At 58.6% G+C, this 20,347-nt stretch carries 18 protein-coding genes; 2 read left to right on the forward strand and 16 right to left on the reverse strand.

Going from position 1 to position 20,347, the window contains the following annotated elements; translation table 11 throughout:
- Nucleotides 1–228 precede the first annotated feature (228 nt).
- From ftsZ to ftsW, 11 genes are all read right to left on the reverse strand, one after another.
- Nucleotides 229–1,791 (reverse strand): cell division protein FtsZ, encoded by a 1,563-nt coding sequence (gene ftsZ / locus AC3Y7R_RS06055; protein ID WP_490041125.1) that lies wholly within the window; start codon nt 1,789–1,791, stop codon nt 229–231.
- Nucleotides 1,792–2,181: 390 nt separating this feature from the next.
- Entirely contained in the window at nt 2,182–3,285 is a 1,104-nt protein-coding gene (locus AC3Y7R_RS06060) for a Hint domain-containing protein (RefSeq protein ID WP_490041126.1), read from the reverse strand.
- 152 nt (nt 3,286–3,437) lie between these two features.
- Complete coding sequence (ftsA, locus tag AC3Y7R_RS06065) at nt 3,438–4,772, reverse strand: cell division protein FtsA (RefSeq protein WP_490041127.1); 1,335 nt, start codon at nt 4,770–4,772, stop codon at nt 3,438–3,440.
- 21 nt (nt 4,773–4,793) lie between these two features.
- Entirely contained in the window at nt 4,794–5,681 is an 888-nt protein-coding gene (locus AC3Y7R_RS06070) for a cell division protein FtsQ/DivIB (RefSeq protein ID WP_490041128.1), read from the reverse strand.
- The gene (locus tag AC3Y7R_RS06075) at nt 5,669–6,583 is read right to left on the reverse strand and encodes a D-alanine--D-alanine ligase (RefSeq protein ID WP_490041129.1); all 915 of its coding nucleotides are present in this window, start codon (nt 6,581–6,583) and stop codon (nt 5,669–5,671) included. The genes AC3Y7R_RS06070 and AC3Y7R_RS06075 overlap by 13 nt, the downstream gene beginning before the upstream one ends.
- A 72-nt stretch (nt 6,584–6,655) precedes the next feature.
- The gene (gene murB, locus AC3Y7R_RS06080) at nt 6,656–7,585 is read right to left on the reverse strand and encodes a UDP-N-acetylmuramate dehydrogenase (protein WP_490041130.1); all 930 of its coding nucleotides are present in this window, start codon (nt 7,583–7,585) and stop codon (nt 6,656–6,658) included.
- Between the two features lie 85 nt (nt 7,586–7,670).
- Nucleotides 7,671–9,149, reverse strand: a complete 1,479-nt coding sequence (locus AC3Y7R_RS06085; protein WP_490041131.1) for a hypothetical protein — start codon at nt 9,147–9,149, stop codon at nt 7,671–7,673.
- 46 nt (nt 9,150–9,195) lie between these two features.
- Nucleotides 9,196–9,456, reverse strand: a complete 261-nt coding sequence (locus AC3Y7R_RS06090) for a DUF2484 family protein (protein WP_490041132.1) — start codon at nt 9,454–9,456, stop codon at nt 9,196–9,198.
- 79 nt (nt 9,457–9,535) lie between these two features.
- Nucleotides 9,536–10,990, reverse strand: a complete 1,455-nt coding sequence (gene murC, locus AC3Y7R_RS06095) for a UDP-N-acetylmuramate--L-alanine ligase (RefSeq protein WP_490041133.1) — start codon at nt 10,988–10,990, stop codon at nt 9,536–9,538.
- Nucleotides 10,987–12,084, reverse strand: a complete 1,098-nt coding sequence (locus AC3Y7R_RS06100) for a UDP-N-acetylglucosamine--N-acetylmuramyl-(pentapeptide) pyrophosphoryl-undecaprenol N-acetylglucosamine transferase (protein ID WP_490041134.1) — start codon at nt 12,082–12,084, stop codon at nt 10,987–10,989. Before AC3Y7R_RS06100 ends, murC begins: the two co-directional genes overlap by 4 nt.
- A 3-nt stretch (nt 12,085–12,087) precedes the next feature.
- Nucleotides 12,088–13,254 (reverse strand): putative lipid II flippase FtsW, encoded by a 1,167-nt coding sequence (gene ftsW, locus AC3Y7R_RS06105; RefSeq protein ID WP_490041135.1) that lies wholly within the window; start codon nt 13,252–13,254, stop codon nt 12,088–12,090.
- A 153-nt stretch (nt 13,255–13,407) separates the two neighbouring features.
- On the opposite strand from ftsW, the gene AC3Y7R_RS06110 reads away from it, so the two are divergent.
- Together AC3Y7R_RS06110 and AC3Y7R_RS06115 are read left to right on the forward strand one after the other, a co-directional pair.
- The gene (locus AC3Y7R_RS06110) at nt 13,408–13,998 is read left to right on the forward strand and encodes a DUF6151 family protein (RefSeq protein ID WP_490041136.1); all 591 of its coding nucleotides are present in this window, start codon (nt 13,408–13,410) and stop codon (nt 13,996–13,998) included.
- Between the two features lie 54 nt (nt 13,999–14,052).
- The gene (locus AC3Y7R_RS06115) at nt 14,053–14,559 is read left to right on the forward strand and encodes a hypothetical protein (RefSeq protein WP_490041137.1); all 507 of its coding nucleotides are present in this window, start codon (nt 14,053–14,055) and stop codon (nt 14,557–14,559) included.
- A gap of 44 nt (nt 14,560–14,603) precedes the next feature.
- Here the strand turns inward: AC3Y7R_RS06115 and murD are convergent, their stop codons facing one another.
- Genes murD through AC3Y7R_RS06140 form a run of 5 tightly spaced genes read right to left on the reverse strand, consistent with a single transcriptional unit; the run spans nt 14,604 to nt 20,330 of the window.
- Nucleotides 14,604–16,007: a UDP-N-acetylmuramoyl-L-alanine--D-glutamate ligase gene (gene murD, locus AC3Y7R_RS06120; RefSeq protein ID WP_490041138.1), complete on the reverse strand. Its 1,404-nt coding sequence runs from the start codon at nt 16,005–16,007 to the stop codon at nt 14,604–14,606.
- Nucleotides 16,004–16,339, reverse strand: a complete 336-nt coding sequence (locus tag AC3Y7R_RS06125) for a hypothetical protein (protein ID WP_490041139.1) — start codon at nt 16,337–16,339, stop codon at nt 16,004–16,006. The genes murD and AC3Y7R_RS06125 overlap by 4 nt, the downstream gene beginning before the upstream one ends.
- 5 nt (nt 16,340–16,344) lie before the next feature.
- Nucleotides 16,345–17,430, reverse strand: a complete 1,086-nt coding sequence (gene mraY, locus AC3Y7R_RS06130) for a phospho-N-acetylmuramoyl-pentapeptide-transferase (protein WP_490041140.1) — start codon at nt 17,428–17,430, stop codon at nt 16,345–16,347.
- 15 nt (nt 17,431–17,445) lie between these two features.
- Nucleotides 17,446–18,852 carry a UDP-N-acetylmuramoyl-tripeptide--D-alanyl-D-alanine ligase gene (locus tag AC3Y7R_RS06135; protein WP_490041141.1) on the reverse strand — a complete coding sequence of 469 codons (1,407 nt, stop codon included), beginning with the start codon at nt 18,850–18,852 and terminating at the stop codon, nt 17,446–17,448.
- Nucleotides 18,849–20,330, reverse strand: a complete 1,482-nt coding sequence (locus AC3Y7R_RS06140; protein ID WP_490041142.1) for a UDP-N-acetylmuramoyl-L-alanyl-D-glutamate--2,6-diaminopimelate ligase — start codon at nt 20,328–20,330, stop codon at nt 18,849–18,851. Before AC3Y7R_RS06140 ends, AC3Y7R_RS06135 begins: the two co-directional genes overlap by 4 nt.
- Nucleotides 20,331–20,347: the final 17 nt, after the last annotated feature.

Consider the following 20,347-nt stretch of genomic DNA (forward strand, 5'->3'; position numbering starts at 1 on the left):
ACCGAGCATTGGTTTGGTTGTTACTGTCTACCCCAGTGAGCCCCCTCAGGCCCTTGGTTTGGAACTAAAATATGCGGTGGAGGCCCATGTCACAACTCACTCTTTATGACCGTTTGCAACATTACTGTCACATTCCGTCAGCTTATCGGTAATACACTGAAAATTAGCACTAAAAATAGCAAAGGCCGGGACAAGCCCGGCCTTGCGACGTTGCGTTATAACGTGTTTCTAGTTTGCTTGTCGGCGCAAGAAAGCAGGGATTTCGATTTTATCCTGCTCAGAGTTGGCCTCTGGCTGAGGCGCCGGTGCAGTGACCTGTGGCTGATGCTGAGGTTGCGCATGGCCTTCTGTTGCCCCTGTCATACGCCCGATCAGGGAGTTGATGCCAAACCGAGGTTTTTCTGCAGGATGCGTTTCGACCACTTCTGGTTGATGCTGCAAAGGCTCTTGCGGCGCTGAACGACCGACCGCGGCGCGCAAACGCTGCATGGCTTCCGGTGTTGGAGTGCCTGCCGCGGCTTGTTGGCGTGATTGGAACATTGGCTGCGCTGGCTCTGCGGCGGCAACCGGCTGGAAGGCTGGCTGAGGTGCCGGGGAATAAACCGGAGCAGGCAGACCGTCCTCGGTGACAGCTTCAGAGTGATGCGTCTCGATGCCCTCAAAAAGCGATGGCTCAGGCGCGGCCGCAACGGGCTGCTCGAAAGTTGCCGTCGGTGCTTGCGCAACGGCAGGTTCAGGCACAGGCATCGGAGCCGGCTCGTTACGCTCTGGCGTTAATGGAGCGGCCAGCGAGCGACGCGCGACCGGATGCGCCAGAAGTTCTTCTGTTGCTTCGATCCCGGTTGCCACAACGGAGACGCGCATTTTGCCCTCCATGGAGGTGTCTAGCGTGGAACCAACGATGATGTTCGCCTCTGGATCCACTTCCTCGCGGATGCGGTTGGCGGCTTCGTCCAACTCGAACAAAGTCAGGTCGTGAGCGCCGGTGATGTTGATCAGAACGCCCTTGGCCCCGCGCAAGGAAATCTCGTCGAGAAGCGGGTTGGCGATGGCTTTTTCGGCGGCTTGAATGGCGCGATCTTCGCCCTCTGCCTCGCCTGTGCCCATCATGGCTTTGCCCATCTCGTCCATCACGGCGCGCACATCGGCGAAGTCGAGGTTGATCAGGCCGGGGCGCACCATCAGATCGGTGACGCCTTTAACACCTTGATACAACACGTCATCGGCCATGGAGAAGGCCTCGGTGAAGGTGGTTTTCTCGTTGGCCAGACGGAACAGGTTTTGGTTTGGAATGATGATCAGCGTATCGACGACCTTTTGCAGGGCTTCGACACCCTCCTCGGCCTGACGCATGCGCTTGCCGCCCTCAAACTGGAAGGGCTTGGTCACAACACCGACAGTCAGCACGCCCAATTCGCGTGCGGCCTGCGCGATAATTGGCGCGGCGCCGGTTCCTGTACCACCGCCCATACCGGCAGTGATGAAGCACATGTGAGCGCCCGCAAGTTGGTCCACGATCTCTTCGATCGTCTCCTCAGCGGCAGCGGCCCCAACGGATGGGCGCGCACCGGCACCCAGACCTTCGGTAACTTTGACACCCATTTGGATTTTAGCGGGGGCTTTGCCCTGCTGAAGCGCCTGCGCGTCAGTATTGGCAACCACAAAATCAACGCCATCGAGTTCTTTCTCGATCATGTTGTTCACGGCATTGCCACCTGCCCCGCCGACACCGAAAACAGTGATGCGTGGTTTGAGATCTGCCTGGTCTGGCATCCGAAGATTAAGTGTCATTTGCTGGTCCGCCCGCTTAGAAATAAGTGTCTAACATTTAACGATACAGGCCTTTGCGGCCCTTATGTTTTTGCCTCGTTTGACAAAATTCTATCTGGTGTCGAGGCTAAGGTCACGCAAAAAAGGTATTTTTGCCACAAAATATGGAATAATTTGGTCAATTTCAGGCAACATTTCGCCTAGCACCCGACATATCGTGGAAATGTTAGGAATGGACACAAGACAAAAGGAGAACGTCTGAAAGCGACGTTTCAAACGGAATCATTTCGACATTTACTGTGGGCCACTGCTCGGCCTGATTTGCCTCTTACGGGCACTATCTGCAATCTAGCGTATATTACGGCAAATGTCACGCATAGATGCACCTTAGCGCTTTTGCGCAATTAACCCTCAGGTCGGCATGGTGGACAGAATGGGCATGTGGTTTTTTTGATGTCGCCGAAGCAACTCCTTCACTTGCCGACCACTGTCAGGAACGAGGCGAACAAGGGACGGCTTGAAGTCCGAGTTTACAATCTCGGGAAACAACATCTCGATTTCTTCACGCGCGCCCTGTGGCAAACCACTTAACGCCTGCACGCCCACAAACAGGCTTTCCGTCGGAGCACCCTCGGCAAAAATAATCTGGTGTTGGTCGAACAGGACATGCCAGTAGATTACGCCTTGTTCGCCTTGGGTTTGCTCGACCCCCTGAACCCCTGTCAGTTTAATCGCCGGAACAAGAACTTCTGCCGTACCAAACAGTCTTTGTGCAATTTTGGAGCGAACCATGATGCGGTGCTGCGGGCTGACCAACAAATCCCGCTCTGGCAGGCCTTCCCCCAAAACCCCTGCCGAGATTTTAATCGGCCTGTACTTTGGCCTGATGCGAAGCTCACGAGCCTCTAAACTATGAGAGGCCAGCCACCTGACCTTTTGTGGCCCATGGTCCTGCGTCAGAACTAAATCGCCGACGCGCAGCTCCTCAACCCGGCGTTGCCCATCAGGCGTCGCCACCAATGTTCCACCCGCCAAGCAAAGTGGGGCGAGCGCCGACCATGGAACCCCCGCATTCTCGTCTATACCAACAACCCAATAGGTTACCCCATCCAAGAACGGTTCCGTTGCAAAGACGTAGGTCGTGGAGCCACCGCTCACATAGTCGGTATCACTCGTGTCGTCCCACAGTAAGAATGCGTCCAGTGTCTCGGTCAAACCGGTAGTCGGGTCCGTATACTGCAACTCGAACCACCGCCCTGACGTCACCATCTCGCCGGGGTTAAAGCCGGGAATGTCAGACGACACGACGACAGAGGTCGTGTCGCCGTCATATGCTGCGGCAGTGGCGGTCCCATTATACGAGCCTGACGTCCAATCATTAAGGATAGCATCATCATCACTGGCCACTACTGTGTGCGCGCTATTGGTTAACTGGCTGAAGGTAAAGCCGTCACCAATAAAAGTCCCATAGTCCAAGCCAGTATTGGCCCAAAGGCCCAATGTATAATTCGCCATTACAGCTTCACTCGTTCGCAGTTTGCACGGCGCTACTGCCGCCAACTACCCGAGAGATTTAAGACGTAAACGTGAATTTTAGATTATCGCCGCAAAATGTAGCAATAGCGAAGTAAAAACAGTTACTTAATGGCTTGAACGCTGGGTGCCCCTCACCAATTGTCTTTGAACCACTTTACGGCACGCTTCAAAGATCGTGCGGGGTAGCCCTCGACGGGAATGTCAAAGTCCCACCATTCGTCTTGCGGGTGTGCGGCAAACAGGCATGTGCCAACCGCCGCCGAGAAGCTTGGTCCGGTGACGGATTGCGGCAATCCTTGCACCCGAAGCGGGCGGCCAAGGCGGACTTGTTGTCCCAAGATACGTGTGGCCAGCCCGTCGAGGCCCGGCAATTGCGAGCCACCACCTGTCAGCACAATACGCTGGCTGGGCAAGTGTTCAAACCCGGCGGCATCAAGGCGGACACGGACCTCTTCGAGGATTTCCTCCATGCGCGGACGCATAACCCCGATGACCTCGGCACGCGAGACCGAACGGCGGTCATGTTCCCAGTCACCAGTGTCAGAGCTGAGGTCGATCATGTCGCGGTCGTCCATACCCGTGGCTTGCACCCCGCCATAGAAGGTTTTGATGCGCTCTGCCGTGGCCATGGGAACTTGCAAACCCTGAGAGATGTCAGAGGTCACATGATCCCCGCCCATCCGCACGGTGTCGGCATAGATCATGTGCTTTTTGATAAAGATAGAGATGCCGGTAGAACCGCCACCCAAATCAATACAGGCCGCGCCCAATTCCTGCTCGTCCTCAACCAGTGAGGATATGCCGGAGGCGTAGCTGGAAGAGGCGATCCCCGCCAGTTCCAGATCACAGCGCTTGATACAGTAAAGCAGGTTTTCGATCGGCGTACGGTCCACCGAAAGCATATGCATATCAACCGAGAGCGCGTTGCCCGCCTGCCCGCGCGGATCGCCAAGGCCAGAGCGGTGGTCCACGGCAAAGTTCACCGGCTGCGCATGCAGGATTTCGCGGTTCTCGCCATAGTCCGGCACGTCGCACGAGGACAAAACGCGGGCAATGCAATTATCAGTAACGGCGCCGTCATGCAGCTCGACACTTCCGGCAAGCCCGTAGGAGCGCGGACTTGCACCCGCGAAGCAAGCAATCACGTGGTCGACCCGAACGCCCGCCATTTTCTGCGCGGCTTGCACTGCGGTGCGGATGGCGCGCTCGGTCTCGTGCATGGCGTCGATTTCGCCAAAACGCACCCCGCGCGAGCGTGTGGTTGCCGCGCCGATGATCCGAAAGGAGGATTGCCCGGCCATAGAGCCAACCCCGTCGCTATCGCGAAAGCTGTCTGGCCCGTCAAAGCGCAAAACCAGACAGGCAATCTTGGAAGACCCCACATCCAGCACGGCGATGACGCCCCGCTGCATGGCTGTTTCGCGTTTGTTTCTCATGGCTCGTTGAGATTGATACAGATCGGTCATGGCGTTCGCGTCTTTCGTTTCTTAATTGTTTTTCACTTTGATGCCCTGCATTTCACGCATGGAGGCTAGCGCGTCAGAGGACATCCGCAGTGTCGGACGGTCGGGGTTACGAATATCAATATGGGTCACATCGCGGCTCAGCAGGTCTTGCGCCTCGTTCAAAGCCAGCACACGGTCCAGCGCTAGGTCGGGTTGCTGGGCAGGCAACATGATGCGTTGTTTGCGGGTTAGGATCAGGTCCCAGCGGCGCTCGGAAACGCGCACGATACCAATCACCCGGTCACGGATTGGCGCGGCGCGCTTCAACAGGGCCAATGCTTCACCGACGGTGGTGTCTGCCCCCTCGCCCGCAATCAACGGCAGATCAGGGCGCGCGGCGCGGCGCTCCAACGCCGACACGCGGTGCCCGCCATTGTCCAGCAATTCCAGCCCATCCGGCCCGCGCCAAATCACCGAAGGCACACGCTCGACCACGTTAATTTGCAACAACCCGCCAGAGCGCACACGCACATTGACGCGCTTGACCGCATCAAGGCTTTCAACTTGTTTGCGCATCGCCTCAAGATCCAGATCAAAGCTGGACAGCGGCAGATCGACAGGCATCACCTCGCGGATTGCGCTGTTCAGGCCGGGCGAGGCCCCGTCGATGGCCATCAGTTTGACCATGAATTCCGGGCGCTCTTCAATCGAGCGGCGAATTTCGGCAACCTTCTCGGAGATGGCAGTCTGGCGCTGCGCATCAGAGAAATACAGCCCTAGCAACGCGACCACCAAAGTACATGGCATACCCACGCGCACCAGCTTGCGGAAGACAGGCGTTAGCCACAGGCGCTCCATCCGGTAGGCCCAGCGGCTTGGAGATGGGTCATAATCAGGGTTGGATTTGGCGCGTAACTTTATCGGTCGCATGTCGCGTCCTCCACCATCCATTGGCACAGCTGCGCCATGCTCATGCCGGTCTTTTGGGCCTGTTCAGGCGTGAGCGAGGTGGGCGTCATACCGGGTTGGGTATTGGTCTCCAGCAAGATCAAACCGTCCGCGCCGCGCGCCTCGTCCCAGCGAAAATCAGTGCGCGTCACGCCGCGACACCCAAGCGCATCATGAGCACGCAATGCATAGTCAAGGCACAGCGCTTCTATCTCTTGGGGGATATCCGCGGGCACCACATGGCGCGAGCCGCCCTCTACATATTTGGCGTCATAATCATACCAGCCATCCGTTAGAATATCGGTCACCACCAAGGCGCGGTCGCCGATCACAGACGTAGTTAATTCACGGCCCGGCGCGAAGGCTTCGACCATCACGATATCAGGCATGTTATCGTCCAGTTTGGGCGGGCCATTGGCGGCCTCATCAACCAGATAGACGCCAACGGACGAGCCTTCATTGTTAGGTTTCACGACATAGGGCGTGGGCATCACATGACCTGCGATGACATCGGCCTTGGGGGCCAGAATGCTATCCACCACCGGCAATCCGGCCTCGCGGTAAATTTGCTTGGAGCGTTCTTTATCCATCGCCATAGCCGAGGCCAGCACGCCGGAATGTGTGTAGGGAATGCGCAGCCATTCAAGCAGGCCTTGCACGCAGCCGTCCTCGCCCCAGCGGCCATGCAGCGCGTTGAACACCACATCGGGCTTGGCCTCGCCAAGGCGCGCGGCAAGGTCTGGACCTGCGTCCAATTCCACAACTTCATAGCCCGTTTCACGCAATGCAGCGGCGCAATCACGCCCAGAGGACAGCGAAACATCCCTCTCTGCCGAGGGGCCGCCCATCAAAACCACCACTTTGCGAATTGTCCTGCTCGACATATCCGCCTCAAATGCCCCTTCTTGGGACTTGTTATTGTATGTGAGACTCTAACGACCCCTACATATAGTTATTTACGCCTCTGGTAGGTGTTTTCCCACCCGAAGCACTTCCCATTGTAACTCTATTCCACTGTGTTTGAGAACCTTTTTCCGTACCAAGTCGCCCAAATCTTCCAACTCGGCGGCTGTGGCGCCTCCGGTGTTGATTAGGAAATTGGGGTGTTTCTCGCTCATTTGGGCTGCGCCGTGTTGAAATCCGCGCAAACCTGCGTCTTCGATAACCTTCCATGCCTTGAGGTCATGCACGTCATCGGCGCGCCCGGTGGAGGAGTATCCGGCGGGGTTTCTAAACGTACTTCCGGCGGTGCGGTCTTTGGTGGGTTGGGTCGCGTCGCGCTTGGCGAGCTGGTCGGCCATGCGCTGGTGTAACGTGGCAGGATCGCCGGAGGGCGCTTGCAGCACCGCCTGCACGATCACCAAACCCTCGGGGAGCTGCGAGGAGCGGTAGGCAAATTGCAACTCATCCGCGCCTAATGTCACCACTTCACCGCTGCGCGTAATCGCGGTCAGTTCCACAAAAACATCGGCCATATAGCTGCCATAGCAGCCCGCATTCATACATATAGCGCCACCAATGGCACCGGGGATGGTGCGCAGGAAGGTCAGATCAAGACCTTGATCGGCGGCTTTGCGCGCCACATGGGCGTCCAACATGGCGGGGCCAACAGTGATGCGGTTGCCGTCAAATTCAATGCCATTAAAGCCACGCCCAAGGCGGATCACGACGGCATCAAGGCCGCCATCACGCACGATCAGGTTGGAGCCGACGCCGATGGGAAAGATGGCCACAGATGGGTCAAGATCGCGCAAAAACACGGCCAGATCATCGCGGTCAGCGGGCTGGAACAACGCCGTGGCAGGCCCGCCAACACGCAACCAAGTGAGGTCCGCAAGAGGGCGATCAAGGGTCAGGGTGCCACGGGGGGTCGGTAAATTGGTCATGCGAAGACTGCTAAATATGTGAGCGGAATTGGGCAAGGGGGAAAGTGGGCGTTTGCAGCGCGGTGGGGTGAACCCCACCCTACCGTTATGAAAAAAGCGCAACCGCAATTTTATAAGCGACAGCGACATAGGCAGAGTTTTTCACGATGGTTCCAACATTTTTGGATAGGCTCGCGACTTCAGATAGCGTTGTGTTTCCTGTTTTGTAACTTAGCCCGACAACACGAATGATGCGGCTGGAAATGCGGTAGATCGCCTGTCTGGTTTCTTGCGGGGTAGCCATAGGGTCGCGCAAAACATATGCATCTTCGCGCCATCCCTGCGCAAGCGCCCCCTCTGACACCGGGGAAAGCTCTTTGGCGGCCTCGGCCAATGCCTCTTTATCCTCGGGTTGCGCCTTGTCTGCCTTGTCGAGTTGTCGGATTTCTACAACATTGCGGACCTCTGGATCAAAGATGCGCAAGTCATCTGTGACGGACAGTAACTCGCTGCGCAACGCACCAATAAGGACGTCTTGTTCCGGCGTCGGGCAATCGCCAACCTGTATTCGGTGCTCAAGGCGTGCAGTCACGGCCATGACCACATCATAAAGACGTGCAGGCCTCCCGTGATATTTCTCGACCCCAGATTTCAGATATTCAATGTCCGGCCCTAAAGACGCGTATTGCGCGTTCGCGCTAGGGTCGTTGACGGGGATGATTTCAGCCGCATCGCGCAACCGATCCGCAATGTCGTGACCACGGTCGGCTGGCAACTGAGACAGCGGGACCGAGCGCAACTTATGTGTATCGGGGTTTTCCTCGATCCGTTCTGCATATGGGGTCGCGGCGGTGGCGTGCTTGCGCTCTATCGCGTGGATTTCGTCCATCAGGGCGTTGGCGTTGCCCTGCCAAATCTTATCGTCCAGCAGTGCCACCTCGGTGAGCATGTCCCAGCGGGTTTCGGTGCCAGCTAAGGCATGATCATACCAATTGATCCAGAAGGTGTAATCAAGCGCAGGCGCGCCGCGCGCTGTGGCCTTGGATCCGGTGGAGCGCGCTTGCAGGGTGGATTTTAGGTCCTGCCACATCTGATCAGCCTGCGGGTTTGATGTGGGCCAGAGGGATTGAGTGGTAAGGTCGACGCCTGCGATCAGGTTGGCGCAATCTGCGCGGATTGAGGGCCATATGTCGGCGGCGGAAAAGGCGGCAGACTGGGCGGAAGCGGCGGCGGAATCGGCGGCGGAAGCGGCGGCGGAATCGGCGGAAAAGACGGCGGAAAGGACGGCGGAACCGACGGCGGAATCGGAGGAAAGGACGGCGGAACGGGCGGCTGAATAGGCGGCGGCTCTGACCTCTGGGGTGCCTGCGGAGCAAACCACCCCAGAGGTCAAGGATACCCTTAAAACTGACAAGGGTGCCACATCAGCTTTGCGTGCGGGGCTGGCGAACCAGTTCCATGCAAGGGGCAGAACCCGCATAGCGGTGCGGTGCGCGATGATGTTCGATGCCGCGCGGATATCAGGTTGATCGTTCAGCCAAGCCTCTAGGCTGCCGCGGTCAATTATGTCAGCAATCTCCACCATGGGGCGAAGTATGGATGCAGGCGCGTGAGGGTACAAGGGAGGCGAGCTATTCGGCAGGCTCGCCCACGGCTTTGCGCTTCATCCAGCGGGCCAAATAACGCAGGGGCCAGCGCAGCATTGAGGCGCCTGCGGCCATGCATGCGAGGCCGATCCACGGGCCGTTCTCGTAGGTGACCCAGCCCAGCAGCGGCACGCCGATTGCGATGAGGATATAGGCGCGACGCCACAGGTTATCGCTGGAGGGCAGCATGGCCGCGAGGTTGGCTGCGATCAGCCAAATGAAGACTGCTATCAGTGAAATACTCATGCTAAATGTGCCAAATTCAATGTAAAATAGGTCTGCTTGAGGGGGAGCGTGACGTTAAGGAAGGAAGAATGAAAGTCAGTCATTTCTCACCTTTTGCGGCTAATTTAGTAGATTTTGAGGTTCCTGCTTTGGTTTTGGCCTCTATTCTAGCAGGCAACGCGTTTGCCCAAGCGCTGATGGAGCCTGCGCCAAGGCACACGACCATATCACCGGGTTTGGCTTGTTCGCGCACGAGGCGCACGAGGTCATCCTCGTCATGGACTGCGCGCGCGTGGCGGTGGCCGTGGCGCAGTAAGCCTGCGACCAGATCGTCACGGCCTGCGCCCTCGATTGGGTCCTCGCCTGCGGAAAAGATATCGGTGATGCCAACGACATCGGCGTCATTGAAGCACGAACAGAAGTCGTCGAAAAGCGAGTGTAGGCGCGAGAAGCGGTGCGGCTGGTGGATGGCGATGACGCGGCCCTCGGTGGCTTGGCGTGCGGCTTTGAGGACGGCGGCGATCTCGACCGGGTGGTGGCCGTAATCGTCGATGAAGATCACGCCATCGACTTCGCCCACTTTGGTAAAGCGACGGTTGACGCCGCCGAAGCTGGCGAGGGCTTGCTTGATTTGCTCGGCCTTCATGCCGAGGTGGCGCGCGACTGCGACGGCGGATAATGCGTTGGAGACGTTGTGATCGCCGGGCATGGGGAGCGAGCAGCCTTCGATGGTGATGTCGTCGTTTTGCAGCTCGATATCGAAATGCGCCACGCCTGCTTTGTAGGTTAGGTTAACGGCGCGCACATCGGCTTGGGCGTTAAAGCCGAAAGTGACGACGCGGCGATCGGTGATTTTGCCGACAAGTGCTTGGACTTCGGGGTGGTCGGTACAGCACACGGCGAGGCCGTAGAAAGGAATGTTGGAGACGAAATCAAGGAAGCCTTGGCGCAGGTTATCGAAGGTGCCCCAGTGCTCCATATGCTCGGGGTCGATATTGGTGACGATGCCGATGGTGGCGGGAAGACGATTGAAAGTCCCGTCGCTCTCGTCGGCCTCGACGACCATCCATTCGCCTTGGCCCACGCGCGCGTTCGAGCCATAGGCGTGGATGATGCCGCCATTGATCACGGTCGGGTCAATGCCGCCTGCATCGAGCAGGGCCGCAACCATCGTGGTGGTGGTGGTTTTACCATGGGTGCCTGCAACGGCGATGTTGGATTTGAGGCGCATCAGCTCGGCCAGCATTTCGGCGCGGCGCACAACGGGCAGACCTTTAAGGCGCGCTGCGTCCAGCTCGGCATTGCCGGGTTTGATGGCGGAGGAAATCACGACGACGTCGGCATTGTCGAGGTTATCAGCGTGCTGGCCTTCAAAGATCGTAGCGCCCAGACGTTCCAACCTATCGGTGATCTTGGAGGTTTTCATATCAGAGCCTTGGACTGTGTAGCCAAGGTTCAACAGGACTTCGGCGATGCCAGACATGCCAATGCCGCCAATGCCCACAAAGTGGATGGCGCCAAGTTCTAGCGGGAGTTTTGTGGCTGATGCGTTCATGGGTTCTTACTTGCGAGAGTTTCTACTATTTCGACAAGCCCTTGCGTGGCGTCAGGGCGTGACACGGACAGGGCGGCTTGGGTCATTTTCAAGGCGGCGCCGGGATCATTCAGCACCATTTCAATGCTGGCGGTTAGGGTCTGGGGGGTGAGCTGATCCTCGGGGATCATGATCGCAGCGCCTGCATCAACCAAGCCGCGCGCATTGGCGGTTTGGTGATCGCCAGTGGCGGCCGCAAACGGGATCAAAATTGACGGGCGACCAATGACGGAAATATCCGCCACTGACGATGCGCCAGAGCGCGAGATGACCAATTGCGCCTCGGCAAAGCGCGCGGGCACATCTTGGAAAAAGGGCGCGACCTCGGCGTTGAGACCTGCCTTGACGTAAGTGGCCGTGGCCATTTCCGCATCCTCGTCGCGGGCTTGGTGGGCAATACGTAGGTTGGATTTCAGGGCATCGGGCAGGGCTGCGATGGCGTCTGGTACAGTTTGCGACAAGATGCGCGCACCTTGGCTGCCACCAATAACAACGATGCTCATCGGGTAATCACCGGGGGAAATATAGCCGGCACCTGCGCGCTCTAGCACAGCGGAGCGCACGGGGTTTCCGGTGAATATGCCCTCGATATTTTCGGGCAAATCGGTGGGCCATGTGCCGCAAGCCACGCTATCAACACGGCTACAAAAGAGTTTATTCACGCGACCAAGCACGCCGTTTTGCTCGTGGATGGCACGGGGCAGTTTCATCAGATAGGCAGCGGAGATTGCGGGGAAACTTGGGTAGCCGCCAAAGCCAACGACCACAGCCGGGCGGTCACGGCGAAAGCCCAGCATGGCAGATGCAACGCCCGCAGCCAGCTTGAACGGCGCGCTGAGTTTGCCCGCGATGCCGCCCCGCGCGAAGGTGGCGGATTTGACTTGCTCAATTTGAACTGAATGGGGGAAGCCGCCGGTATAGCGCGCGCCGCGTGCGTCGGTGGACAGTTTCACACGCCAGCCCTTGGCCAGCATCGCCTCGGCCAGTGCTTGTGCGGGGAACATATGCCCGCCGGTGCCGCCTGCCGCGATAACCAATAGGGGTGCCTCTGACATGGGTTAGCGTCTCCGGCTGAGAAGGATATCGCGCATCTCGTCTTGTGGGCGCTCTCGGGTGAAGGCCAGCAGCATACCGAGCGCAATGCCGCCCGCGATGAGCGAGGAACCACCGTTGGAGACGAAGGGAAGCGTCATGCCTTTGGCGGGTAAAAGCCGCACGGCGACGCCCATATTAATGGTCGCCTGCATAGCGAACATGGCAACCAGCCCGGTGCCTGCAAGGCGGGTGAACGGGTCGCGTTCTTTCATCAAACGATACAGGCAGCGCAGGGTGAAGGTCGCGTAAAGCGCGATGATACAGAGCACCATAACCAGCCCGTATTCCTCGGCGGCGACGGCGATAATGAAGTCGGTATGCGCATCTGGCAGGGACCATTTGACCGAGCCTTCGCCGACGCCCACGCCGAAGTATCCACCCTCGCGGATGGCATTCGTGGCGTAGCCAAGTTGGGTGGTCGGGTCGACTTCGGTGCTGAGGAAGCCGTCGATGCGGCGGGCAAAATGCTCGGATAGCGAATAGGCGGTGACGCCCGCGAAGACCACGGCCCCGGCCATGCCCAGCAGCAAAATCATCGGTGCGCCAGCAACGAAATAAACCACGCCCCAGCCAAATAGAACCAAGCAGGCTTGGCCAAAATCAGGCTGCATCGCGAGAAATCCCACGACAACAAGGGTCAGGATCATGGAATAGGTTTTACCGGGCGGGCCGTTGATTTCCTGACTGGCTGCAATCAGCCATGCCGAGGTAACGATGAACACCGGTTTGAGAAACTCAGACGGTTGCAGCGAGGCAAACCCGAAGGAGTACCAGCGCGTGGCACCTTTGCCGAAGTCGGTGCCGAAGACGGGCAGCAGGGCCAGTGCGATCAGGGTGACGATGAAGAACATAATCGCGAGGCGGCGCACCAGCACGGTCGACATCATCGACACGATGAGCATGGTGCACAGGGCCACGCAGCCAAAGAACGCCTGCCGCGAGACATAGTGGAACGGGTCGAGGCCGTTTTTCTCGGCCAAGGGCGGCGACGCGGCCAAGCCCAGCAATAATCCAATGCCAAACAGCGCAAAGACGCAGATCATCGACCAACGATCCAACGTACGCCACCATTTGGGTAAAATAGGCTCGCCTGGGTGTACCAGAGCGGTGCCATACACCATCTCAGTCATGAGAAATACCGCCTTAACTGCCTCAACCGCCCGATTTTTCGGGTCTATGGGCGGCATCATAACGGTAAAAGCCTTTGCAATCCAGTCTCTAGTTTTGCAATTGCGCTGAGGAGGTTGGGCCGCGATGATAGAGTGAGCCGTTAGGAGCGACCAATGACCAACGATGTGACCCTTGCGTGCCAATGCGGCGCGTTCCATGCTGTTATTCACGATGCATCCCCGGCGACTGGGAACCACGCATTTTGCTACTGCACTGATTGCCAAGCCGCCGCCCGCCATTTGAATCCTGCGCGCTCAATCATGGATAATGCAGGCGGAACCGAGGTGTATCAGACCCAACCCTATCAGGTAGAAATCACCTCTGGCCTCGATAAATTGGCAGTGCTGCAACTGGCCAAGAAGGGCCTGTATCGGTGGCATACCACTTGTTGCAACACGCCGATCTGCAACACCATGGGCACGCCTAAGGTTTCATTCATGGGGTTCATGGTGGAAAATATGACCGCCGGGCAGGACGCACTCGGCCCGATTTTACTGAAATATAAAACCGAGCAAGCCACCGCCAGCGTGCCACTGCCACATGGCAGCGTCGCCAAGCTTGTCCTGCGCTCGGTCCGCAATATCTTGAGGTCACGGTTAAACGGGAGATGGAAACAAAACCCGCTGTTTGGCGAGGACGGGCGTCCGTTGGTGAAGCCCTACGTTTTGAGCGAGGCGGAGCGGGTCGCGGCTTACGGGCATTGAATTATTTTGAGTGAATGCAATGTGAGGCGCATCAGATGGAAAAGGATTTTCAATTTGGCCAATCAACCTGACATTTCCACCTTAGCAACGGAGCTAGGTGGACTTGAACCTGGACATCTTCCAAAAGTTCTATTTGAAGCTGTGGCTCGCCTTGTTGTCACACCAACCTTTGTCGTTATCCCATTATTCAGGCGCGACAACAGCACACGTGTACTTCTGACAAGACGTGACGACGACGACACTCATTATGCAGGTTTGCTGCACCCGCCCGGTAAGATCATGTTGGCTTCTGATAAAAGTTTGGAGGAGGTCTTCAAGAGGTTAGTTGCGTCGGAGCTAAGCAACCTTAAAGCGGTGTCATCGCCAACGCTCGTAGCCCCGTTTTTTGATCAAATCATGCGCGGCCGAGAACTTACTTTGGTGTATTATTCAACGATTGCAGACCCCGGCAACAGCGTAGCCACCTATGACTGCTCCGCCTTGCCTACCGATGTAATATCAACGGACGTGCCACGCATTATGCGCGCGGCTGAAGTTTTTGAAAGGTTCAGTGGGTTTTAAACAAACGGCCACTTCTAATCTTGGCTTTAACTCTCCACCGTCACTCAAACCTTCGCCACAGCCTGCACCTGCGCGATAAAATCCTCGCCGCGTTTCTCGAAGTTGTCGTATTGGTCGAAACTTGCGGCGGCGGGGGCCAGCAGGACTGTATCGCCGTCTTGCGCGTCAGAGGCGGCGCGCGCGACGGCGGTGGCCATGTCGGTGCAGACCTCGTGGGACAAGTCGCCGAGTTGCATGGCGAAACGCGCGGCTTCGCGCCCGATGACGTAGGCTTTGGTGACGGCTCCCAGATGCGGGAGCAAGCCGTCCAAGCCGCCTTCTTTCTCCAGCCCGCCGCAGATCCAGCGGATATTTTTGAACGCTTGCAGGGCCTTGGCGGCGCTGTCTACATTGGTGGCTTTGCTATCATTGACGAATTTCACACCACCCACTTCGCCGACCATTTGCGAGCGGTGCGGCAGGCCTGCAAAGCTATGGAACGCCGCCTCGATCACCCGCGGGGCAAGGCCCACAGAGCGACATGCGGCATAGGCGGCGCAGGCGTTTTGGTGGTTATGCGCGCCGGGCAGCCCGTCGATTTTGCGCAGGTCGATGGAGGCCATTTGTTTGCCCTTGCGCCACTCAGACAGGAAGCCCTTCTTGGCGTAGATGTTCCAACCCGGGCCGGTGAGTTTACGCGATGCGGAGACCTGAATAACCCGGTCATCGGCCGCATTTCCCGCCAGTTGATTGGCCAGATATTGCCCCTCGTCCTCATCCACACCGATGATGCAGCGATCCGGCCCGCCCTCGGCAAACAGACGCCGCTTGGCAGCGAAATACCCGCCCTGCCCGTGGTGGCGGCCAAGGTGGTCGGGGCTGAGGTTGGTAAAGACGGCCACGTCAGGCGTCAGCGCGCGTGCGAGGTCGGTTTGATAGCTCGACAGCTCCAGCACCACGACTTCACCGTCAATGGCGGGGTCAATATCAAGCACCCCGCGCCCGATGTTTCCCGCAAGTTGGGTCGGGCGTTTGGCGTGCTCTAGGATGTGGTGGATCAGGGCCGAAGTGGTGGATTTACCGTTCGATCCAGTCACGGCGATGATTTTCGGGATGCGCTCGAAATTGTCCCATTCGCCCGTGGCGAAAGACCTAAAGAACAGCGAGATATCATTGTCCACCGGCACGCCAGCGTCCCATGCGGCGCGGATGACTTTGTTGGGTGTGGGGTAGAGATGCGGGATACCGGGCGAGACGATCAAGGTTTCCACACCGTCGAATGCGCCTTGTTTAGAGAGGTCGCGCAGGGTGAAGCCCTCGGCTTTTGCCACATCGCGGGCCTTCTCGTTGTCGTCCCAAACGATCACCTGTGCGCCGCCCTCATGTAGCGCGCGCGCCGCAGAAAGACCGGAGCGACCAAGGCCGAGAACGGCAACAACCGTGCCAGAAAATCCTTGAACCGGGATCATGGCACTGCGCCTTGCAGGGTATCGGTCACGTAGTACGGCCCGTTAAAGCCAATCTCGAGCGAGAAGGCACAGGGTTGGTCCACGATTGCACGCAGCCCTGCGGACATATCGGCCAAGAGAGTATTCATGAATTCTGCGTCGCGGTGCGCCTTGGGCAGCATGGTGACGTTGATGATGACATGGGTATGTTTGTAGTCTTCGATGCGGCTTGCGCGGCCTTTGCAAATCCCTGCCCCGGCATCGTGATTGGCGATTGTGGTTTGGATCAGCTCCAGCATGGCGCTGGTATCTAGGGTCATGTCGGCGGTGTATTTGATCTGTGCGTGGGGCATATGGCTTACCGGATTTTCAGGGTTGCGAGGCCGATCATGGCGAGAATTAGCGAGATGATCCAGAAGCGGATCACGATTTGCGGCTCGGCCCAGCCCTTCTTCTCGAAGTGGTGGTGGATCGGGGCCATGAGGAAGACGCGTTTACCGGTTTTCTTGAAGTACAGAACTTGGATAATCACCGACAGGGTTTCGACCACAAACAGGCCCCCGATGATGCCCATAACCAGCTCGTGCTTGGTCAGCACCGCGATGGTGCCCAATGCGCCGCCCAAAGCCAGCGACCCCGTATCGCCCATAAACACCGCAGCGGGGGGCGCGTTATACCAAAGAAAACCAAGCCCGCCGCCGATCATGCCCGCCACAAAGATCAACAATTCACCTGTGCCGGGGACGTAGTGCAGACCCAAGTATTCGGTGAAATCGACCCGGCCCACGGCGTAGGCAATGACGCCCAACGCGGCAGCGGCGATCATCACCGGCATGATGGCCAAACCGTCTAAGCCATCGGTCAGGTTGACGGAATTGGCCGCGCCCACGATGACGAACATCACGAAGGGAATGAACATGAAGCTAAGGTTGACCAGCGTGTCTTTAAACACCGGCAGTGCCAGTTGGTTGACCAGTGCGTCCGGGTGCATCAGGGTCGTGGCATAGCCCGCGATGCCTGCGATTATGAAGCCGATGATCAGGCGAATACGCGCCGACAGGCCTGCGTGGCTGTTCGAGGTGACTTTGGCGTAATCATCGACGAAGCCGATAGCACCAAAGCCCAGCGTGACCAGTAAAACGATCCACACGAAGCCATTATCAAGCCGCGCCCAGAGCAGCGTCGAGAGGATCAGCGCGCCCAAGATCAGCACGCCGCCCATCGTGGGGGTGCCTTGCTTGGTCAGGATATGGCTCTCGGGGCCGTCATCACGAATGGGCTGGCCATTGCGTTGCTTACGCTTGAGCAGATTGATCAGTGGTTGGCCGAAAACAAAGCCAAATATCAGGGCTGTGAAGAAGGCCCCGCCAGCGCGAAACGTGATATAGCGAAATAAGTTAAAGAAATCGCCGCCATCCGTGAACGCCGTGAGCCAATACAACATCTAGTGGTACCCCTGTTAGTTATCCCCGAGGGATTGACCCAAATTTGCGATGGCGTCAACGATTTGAGCCATTTTCATTGATAAAGAACCTTTCACCATGACCACATCGCCGCTGCGGACCAGCCCCAGAGGACTTGCGGCCAACTCGGCACTGGTGGCAGCCCACAGGCCTTGCTTGGCTTGTGGCAGGGCCTCGTAGAGGTGTTTCATCAACGGGCCTATGCAGTGGATTTGGTCGATCTCAATCATAGCGGGGTGGGTAGAGAAATCTGCGTGCAGGGCCAAGTCGGTCGGGCCTAGCTCTTTCATGTCGCCAAGGATGGCCACGCGGCGGCCCGCAGGCAGCGGCGGCGTGGCAGCGGCGAGCACATCCAACGCGGCCCCGAGAGAGGCCGGGTTGGCGTTATAGGCATCGTCGAACAGATCAATCCCCTGCTCGGGCATTTGGCTGTCGAGGTGGATAAAGCGCCGTTGCCCGCGCCCAGAGGGCGGTGCCCAAGCGCTGAGTGCCACGGTGGCCAGCCCCAGATCAGCGCCAACGGCCTGCACTGCGGCGAGGCACGCCAGCCCGTTCATTGCAAAATGGCGCCCCGGCGCGCCGATTTTATAGACCAGTGCCGCGCCGTTATGTTCCGCGCGACACACGGTAGCGGCTTGTGCGGGGGTGGCCTCGGACAGGTGCCAGTCTGCGCCTTGTGTCTCGCCAAAGGTTTGGCAATCCTTGGGCGCGTGGTGGCGCAAGATGTCGGTTGTGAACAGGTCGGCGTTGATGATGGCTTTGCCGTCTGGCTCTAGCCCTTTGAAAATCGCGGCCTTCTCATGGGCGATTTGCGCGACGTCTTTGAAGGCCTCCAAATGGGCGGGGGCGACAATGGTGATCACCGCCACATGGGGGCGCGCCAGCTTGGCGAGGGGGGCAATTTCGCCGGGGTGGTTCATGCCGATCTCGATGATGGCAAAATCAGCGGATGCGGGCATTCGCGCCAAGGTCAGCGGCACGCCCCAGTGGTTGTTATAGCTTTTCTCGGCGGCATGAATAGCGCCTTGGCCCGCCAGCGCGCTGCGCAGCATTTCCTTGGTGGAGGTCTTACCAACCGAACCAGTGACGCCGATCACGCGGGCATTTGTGCGCGCGCGCGCGGCCCGGCCCAAGTCTTCCAGGCCAGCCAATACATCATCCACGACCAGCAAAGGTGCGTCGGCTGGCACGCCATCCGGAATACGCGAGACCAACGCGCAGGCAGCCCCGTTTTCCAAGGCTTGCGCCACGAAATCATGGCCGTCACGGATATCCTTGAGGGCGACGAACATGTCGCCCGGCTCTAGCGTGCGGGTGTCGATGGAGACGCCGCTGACCTGCCACGAAACCGCAGATGTGCCGCCGGTGGCTTTGATTGCCTCGTCCGAGGTCCAAAGTGTCATAGCCGTCCCTCCAGCGCGGCGACGGCCACGCTTGCTTGTTCCACGTCATCAAAGGGCAGCACGTCGTCGCCGACGACCTGCCCCGTCTCGTGGCCTTTGCCTGCAATCAGCAATGCGTCGCCCGCGCCAAGTGCATCAATGCCGCGCAGGATTGCCTCGGCGCGATCACCGACCTCGGTGGCGTTTGGCACGGCCTCCATGATGGCAGCGCGGATAGACGCCGGGTCTTCGGAGCGCGGGTTATCATCGGTCACAAACACCACATCGGCATGGTCGCGCGCGGCGGCCCCCATCAGTGGGCGCTTAGTCGTGTCGCGGTCACCGCCAGCGCCAAACACCACAACCAAGCGACCCATAACATGCGGGCGCATGGCGGAAAGTGCGGTTTTCAGTGCATCGGGGGTATGGGCGTAATCGACAAACACCGCCGCGCCGTTTTCGCGAGTCGCGGCCTTTTGCATCCGGCCGCGCACGGTGGTCAGCATCGGTAGGGTTTGGAACACATCGGCAGGTTTGGCCCCTGCCCCGATGGCAAGCCCCGCTGCGATCATCACGTTGGAGGCCTGAAAGCCGCCGATCAGATCAAGACGGGCTTGGTGGGTCTCGCCGCCGAAGGAAAACCGCAGGTCTTGCCCCGTGGCGTCAAAGCGCTGGCCAAGAAGTTGCAGGTCGCATTTATCCGACGCGCCAACGCGCAGCAGGCGGTGGCCCCGCTCGTTGGCAATCGCCGCCATATCCGCACCGCGCGGATCATCCATGTTGATCACCGCCACGCCGTCTTGCACTAAGATACGGCGAAACAAGCCTGCCTTGGCGTTGAAATATTCAGTGAAAGTTTTGTGGTAATCAAGGTGATCTTGGGTGAAATTTGTAAACCCCGCCGCCATCAGATGCACCCCATCGAGGCGGCGTTGCTCTAGCCCGTGAGACGAGGCCTCCATCGCGGCGTGGGTCACGCCTTCGCGCGCCATATCGGCCAAAAGCGCGTGCAGGGTGATCGGTTCCGGCGTGGTGTGCGACATGGGGGCAGTGTAGACCCCCTCGACCCCGGCGGTGCCGAAATTGACGGCTTCCAGCCCCAGCTCCAGCCAAATCTGGCGGGTAAAAGCGGCCACAGAGGTTTTGCCATTGGTGCCAGTGACCGCGACCATGGTGCCCGGCTGCGCGCCAAACCACAGGGCGGAGGCATAAGCCAAAGCTTGGCGCGGGTCTTCGGTAATAATGAGCGCAGCGTTGGAGGCGGCGAGTTCGTCTTGGGCAATCGACGCGCCTTCCGGATCGGTCAGGATCGCGCCCGCATCCATGCGCAGGGCGTATTGGATAAACTCCGCGCCATGCACGTTGGAGCCGGGCAGAGCGGCGAACAAATGCCCCGGCTTTACCAGACGGCTATCGACGGAAAGGCCGGTAACTTCGGCCTCGCCCCCGTTTTGGGCCGTAAGCCCCAAATCATTCAGGCTCGCGCTTGTCCGTGCCATATTGCCCCTCGGAGGTT

The organism is Litoreibacter sp., from assembly GCF_058136045.1.

Excerpts from the sequence above, each read along its gene's own strand:
- ftsZ (WP_490041125.1), bottom strand. The coding sequence starts at position 1,791 with ATGACACTTAATCTTCGGATGCCAGACCAGGCAGATCTCAAACCACGC.
- AC3Y7R_RS06060 (WP_490041126.1), bottom strand. The coding sequence starts at position 3,285 with ATGGCGAATTATACATTGGGCCTTTGGGCCAATACTGGCTTGGACTAT.
- ftsA (WP_490041127.1), bottom strand. The coding sequence starts at position 4,772 with ATGACCGATCTGTATCAATCTCAACGAGCCATGAGAAACAAACGCGAA.
- AC3Y7R_RS06070 (WP_490041128.1), bottom strand. The coding sequence starts at position 5,681 with ATGCGACCGATAAAGTTACGCGCCAAATCCAACCCTGATTATGACCCA.
- AC3Y7R_RS06075 (WP_490041129.1), bottom strand. The coding sequence starts at position 6,583 with ATGTCGAGCAGGACAATTCGCAAAGTGGTGGTTTTGATGGGCGGCCCC.
- murB (WP_490041130.1), bottom strand. The coding sequence starts at position 7,585 with ATGACCAATTTACCGACCCCCCGTGGCACCCTGACCCTTGATCGCCCT.
- AC3Y7R_RS06085 (WP_490041131.1), bottom strand. The coding sequence starts at position 9,149 with ATGGTGGAGATTGCTGACATAATTGACCGCGGCAGCCTAGAGGCTTGG.
- AC3Y7R_RS06090 (WP_490041132.1), bottom strand. The coding sequence starts at position 9,456 with ATGAGTATTTCACTGATAGCAGTCTTCATTTGGCTGATCGCAGCCAAC.
- murC (WP_490041133.1), bottom strand. The coding sequence starts at position 10,990 with ATGAACGCATCAGCCACAAAACTCCCGCTAGAACTTGGCGCCATCCAC.
- AC3Y7R_RS06100 (WP_490041134.1), bottom strand. The coding sequence starts at position 12,084 with ATGTCAGAGGCACCCCTATTGGTTATCGCGGCAGGCGGCACCGGCGGG.
- ftsW (WP_490041135.1), bottom strand. The coding sequence starts at position 13,254 with ATGACTGAGATGGTGTATGGCACCGCTCTGGTACACCCAGGCGAGCCT.
- AC3Y7R_RS06110 (WP_490041136.1), top strand. The coding sequence starts at position 13,408 with ATGACCAACGATGTGACCCTTGCGTGCCAATGCGGCGCGTTCCATGCT.
- murD (WP_490041138.1), bottom strand. The coding sequence starts at position 16,007 with ATGATCCCGGTTCAAGGATTTTCTGGCACGGTTGTTGCCGTTCTCGGC.
- AC3Y7R_RS06125 (WP_490041139.1), bottom strand. The coding sequence starts at position 16,339 with ATGCCCCACGCACAGATCAAATACACCGCCGACATGACCCTAGATACC.
- mraY (WP_490041140.1), bottom strand. The coding sequence starts at position 17,430 with ATGTTGTATTGGCTCACGGCGTTCACGGATGGCGGCGATTTCTTTAAC.
- AC3Y7R_RS06135 (WP_490041141.1), bottom strand. The coding sequence starts at position 18,852 with ATGACACTTTGGACCTCGGACGAGGCAATCAAAGCCACCGGCGGCACA.
- AC3Y7R_RS06140 (WP_490041142.1), bottom strand. The coding sequence starts at position 20,330 with ATGGCACGGACAAGCGCGAGCCTGAATGATTTGGGGCTTACGGCCCAA.